The organism is Brachybacterium sp. Marseille-Q7125 (assembly GCF_023062615.1).
Classification (GTDB): Bacteria; Actinomycetota; Actinomycetes; order Actinomycetales; family Dermabacteraceae; genus Brachybacterium.
Genome location: NZ_JALLAL010000094.1, coordinates 1 through 4,163, shown reverse-complemented (window position 1 = coordinate 4,163; position 4,163 = coordinate 1). Strand labels below are relative to the sequence as shown.

Here is a 4,163-nt window from a genome sequence, read left to right as displayed (position 1 = left end):
CCCTGAAGGTGCTCCTTCGACCTTGGAGAATTGGACCCTAAGTAAGCCCTATTCTTCCAGGTCAGGAGCACCTTTCCGCGTCTACGACCACCCCTCGGACACCTCAACGATGAAAGCCCGAGGGTAGCTGGCGTACCTCCGAGCAGGCACACCGGTTCTCTCCCCTGACCGTGTGCCCCGCTTCACAGTACACGTCACCAAGGTCGTGGCCGACGCCACGCGCACGCGCTCATTGCATTTGTCCATCGGTGTGAGTAACCTTCCTCACATGGGACGACGCGGTCCGTGGAGCTGTGGAGCGCGGGGCACCGACGCCCAACCGTCCCAGCCTGTCCGTCGCGGCCCTCTCCGCGGCGAGCCCCGATAGGAGGAACGATGAGCGCGAGCGACGGCGTCGCCGCGGATCCCACCGTGACCGGTTCCCCCGGTGCGCGATCCGCGGGAGAGACCAGAGAGAGGACCGGAACCCGCAGCAGCGGGGGCCGCAGCGGGAAGCGCAAAATGACCCTGCGCGAGAAGCGCAATCTGCGCAACGGACTGCTGTTCATCTCGCCGTGGATCATCGGCGTGGCGGTCTTCGTCATCTACCCGCTGGTGTATTCCTTCGTCATCAGCCTCACCCAGTACTCCGGTATGCAGACCCCGACCTTCATCGGCCTGCAGAACTACATCTCGGCCTTTCAGGATCCGCTGGTGCACACCGCGGTCTACAACACGGTGTACTACATGTTCCTGGCGGTGCCGATCGGCCTGGTCGTGGCGCTGCTGCTGGCGCTGGCGATGAACCGCAACGTGCGTGAGGTGGCGCTGTACCGCACCCTGCTGTACCTGCCCTCGCTGATCCCGATGTTCGCGATGTCGTTCATCTTCATCGTGTTCGTCAACCCCCAGTTCGGCATCGTGAACCAGTTCCTGGGCCTGTTCGGCATGCCCGATACGAACCTGCTGGGCGAGCCGCGCTACGCGAAGATCGTCATGATCGTCATGGCGCAGCTGGGCGCCGGTAATGCGGCCCTGATCTATCTGGCGGGTCTGCGCAATATCCCGGAGACCCTGTACGAGGCGGCGCGCATCGACGGTGCTGGCAAGTTCCGCCAGTTCATGTCCATCACCATCCCGCTGCTCACCCCCACCATCCTGTTCAACCTGATCACGGGTGTCTCCGGCGCGATGATGGTGTTCACCGAGGCGTACATCATGACCAACGGCGGCCCGGACAACTCCACGCTGTTCTACATGCTGTACCTCTACCGCAACGCCTTCTCCTACGGGCAGCTGGGCTTCGCCTCGGCGCTCGCGGTGCTGCTGTTCCTGTTCGGCATGGTGCTGGCCGGACTCATCTACTGGCTCTCCCGCCGGTTCGTGAACTACGACGTCTCGGCCGGCTGAGAAGGAGGACCTCACCATGACCATGACCCAGACCATGACGCCAGGCGGCAACGTTCCACAGGGCGCCCCGATCAAGTCCCGCTCGAACTACGGGCGCAACCGCGATGGCTCCCGGCAGGGCGCTCTCAGCGCCTGGATCTCCCGCATCGTGATCCTGCTCGTGCTGGCGCTATTCTCCCTGCCGCTGTACTGGATGCTCATCTCGGCGCTGAAGACCCCGGAGGAGCTGGCGATGTTCCCGCCCACGCTCTTCCCGCATGAGTTCCGCTGGGAGAACTTCTCCGACGCCGTCACTGTGATGCCGTTCTGGCTGTTCTTCCGCAACAGCCTGATCATCACGGTCAGCGTCGTCGTGTTCAGCGTGATCTCCAACTTCATCGTCGCCTACGGCTTCGCCTGCATCGACTGGCCGGGCCGCAACAAGGTGTTCTTCATCGTTCTGGCGACGCTGTTCCTTCCCTTCCCCGTCACCCTGATCCCGATGTTCGACTTCTGGGCCTCACTCGGCTTCGTCAACACGTGGGTTCCGCTGATCCTGCCGGCCCTGTTCGCCGGCGGCTTCTTCACCTTCCTGCTGCGCCAGTTCATGCTGCAGGTCCCCCGGGACATGATGGACGCCGCCCGCGTGGACGGCGCCTCGGAGTGGGGCATCGCCTGGCGGATCGTGTTCCCCACGGCCCGTCCGGCCGTGACCGTCATCGCGATCTTCGCCGCGGTGGGCACCTGGAACGATTTCATGGGACCGCTGATCTACCTGCAGGACCAGAACAAGCAGACGCTGTCCATCGGTATGCAGGTCTTCCGCTCCGTCAACAACCAGGACGTGCCCTTCAACCTGCTGATGGCCGCGTCGTTCCTGGTGCTCATCCCGCTGGTGATTCTCTTCTTCGCCTTCCAGAGGTACTTCATCAGCGGCATCACCCTGGGAGGTTTCAAGTGATCAACCGTCGAACCCTGCTGAAGGCCCTCGGCGCGGGTGCCTCCGTCACCATCGCTGGCGGTTCGATCGTCGGCTGCACCAACCGTCCCGTCGGCGAGGAGCGCGACCCCAATGTCGTGAAGATGTGGGGCATCTGGGCCTCCGACGCCGAGAAGGAGATGGAGGTCGTCGAGGCCTTCACCGAACAGAACCCGGATGTGAAGATCCAGGTCTCGCAGGTGCCCTCCAACGGTCAGGGCGACGCCTCGAGCGTCATCACTGCCGTGCGCGGTCGCACCGGCCCGGACATCTACTTCCTGGACCGCTTCAACGGAGCACAGTTCGCCTCACTCGGACTGCTCGAGCCCATCGATGGGCTCATCGAGGAGCATGAGGGCATGAGCCCCGAGGAGTTCATGTCCGGGTGGGTCAAGTTCGCCACCGATGAGCTCTACTACGACGGCCAGTACTACGGCCTGCCGATGGACACCGACACCCGCGGCATGTACGTCAACATGGACCTCGCGCGGGATGCCGGGATCGATCTGGATCTGCTGGATCCCGAGAACGGGCCCATGAGCTACGACCAGCTGTGGGAGATCGAGGAGCAGTTCAGCGTCCAGGACAAGCGCGGCACCTATGAGCGCGTGACGTGGATCCCCTGGGATGACCAGGCCTCACTGCTGATGTGGGCGATGGCCAATGACGTCGACTTCTTCTCCAATGAGGAGTGCAAGATGCTCCTGGACACCCAGGAGATGCTCGACGTTGCGACGATGTACCGCGGCTGGGTGGAGCGGCTGGACTTCCACCGCCTGGATGCCTTCAAGGCGACCTACCAGCCGCCGAACGCCCCGCCCACGCAGACCTCGTTCTTCTCGGACCGGCAGCTGTTCCAGATCTCCGGCCCGTGGGGCGTGCAGGGCCAGGCTGACTACAAGCCGGATATGGATTACCAGGTCACGCACCTGCCGGTCCCGAACGAGGGCGATGACCCCTTCACGTGGGCCGGCGGCTTCGCCCTGGCGATGCCCAAGGGTGCGAGCATGTCCAAGGCTGCCTGGGACTTCTTCAAGTTCTACGCCGGCTACGAGGGGCAGAAGATCATGATGCCCCAGATCAGCCGCATCCCCACGAACATCGAGACGGTCAAGGATCCCGAGGGCTGGAACCGCGACATCAAGTTCTTCGTGGAGCTCATGGCCGTGGCGAAGTCCCGGCCGCCGCTGCCGGTGGGCACCAAGCTGTGGGATGCGATGTTCACCATGCAGGGCTCCCTGAACCAGGGCTCGGACACTCCCGAGAACCTGGTCAAGGAGGCGCAGGCCTACGTGGACCCGACGATGCAGCAGTTCTGCCCGATCGAGCTGCCCGAGGGCTTCGGCGAGCCGGATCCGAACTTCGACGTCTCCGACGTGGAGGAGTGAGGCGCAGGACCCCTCCGTCGATCGGGCCGCTCCGTCAAGCGGGCCCCTCCGTCGATATGGACGCAAATGTCGGGTTCCGTGGCATATTCGCACAGAACATGCCACGGAACCCGACATTTGTCGTGTGTGCGCCCGTGGCGGGCACGGCGGGGGCCCCCCCCGCCGGGGGGGGCCCCCCCCCCCCCCGCCCCCGGCCGGGCCCCGCCCCCCGCGCCCCCCCCCCCCCCCCCCCCCGCCCGCCCCCGGGGACGCGCCCCCCCCCCCCCCGCCCGCTCCCCCCCGGCCCCTTGGTGCCCCCGCCCAGGGCCCCCCCGCCCTTCTGCGCGCTCTGCCGCGCGGCGCCCTTGTCCCCCCGCCTCTCGCTGGCCTCCGGCGGTGGGCCGCTCCCTGTCCGCCCCGCCTCGCTCCCCGCCTGCGCGCGCTCTGCC

The 4,163-nt window shown here is 65.6% G+C and carries 3 protein-coding genes; all 3 read left to right on the top strand.

Going from position 1 to position 4,163, the window contains the following annotated elements:
- The first annotated feature begins 375 nt into the window (after nt 1-375).
- Genes MU407_RS13630 through MU407_RS13620 form a run of 3 tightly spaced genes read left to right on the top strand, consistent with a single transcriptional unit; the run spans nt 376 to nt 3,735 of the window.
- The gene (locus MU407_RS13630; protein ID WP_246958292.1) at nt 376-1,389 is read left to right on the top strand and encodes a sugar ABC transporter permease; all 1,014 of its coding nucleotides are present in this window, start codon (nt 376-378) and stop codon (nt 1,387-1,389) included.
- 16 nt (nt 1,390-1,405) lie between these two features.
- Entirely contained in the window at nt 1,406-2,329 is a 924-nt protein-coding gene (locus MU407_RS13625) for a carbohydrate ABC transporter permease (protein ID WP_246958290.1), read from the top strand.
- The gene (locus tag MU407_RS13620) at nt 2,326-3,735 is read left to right on the top strand and encodes an extracellular solute-binding protein (protein WP_246958289.1); all 1,410 of its coding nucleotides are present in this window, start codon (nt 2,326-2,328) and stop codon (nt 3,733-3,735) included. Before MU407_RS13625 ends, MU407_RS13620 begins: the two co-directional genes overlap by 4 nt.
- Nucleotides 3,736-4,163: the final 428 nt, after the last annotated feature.

Coding starts and splice junctions, on each gene's coding strand:
- MU407_RS13630 (WP_246958292.1), top strand. CDS start 376: ATGAGCGCGAGCGACGGCGTCGCCGCGGATCCCACCGTGACCGGTTCC.
- MU407_RS13625 (WP_246958290.1), top strand. CDS start 1,406: ATGACCATGACCCAGACCATGACGCCAGGCGGCAACGTTCCACAGGGC.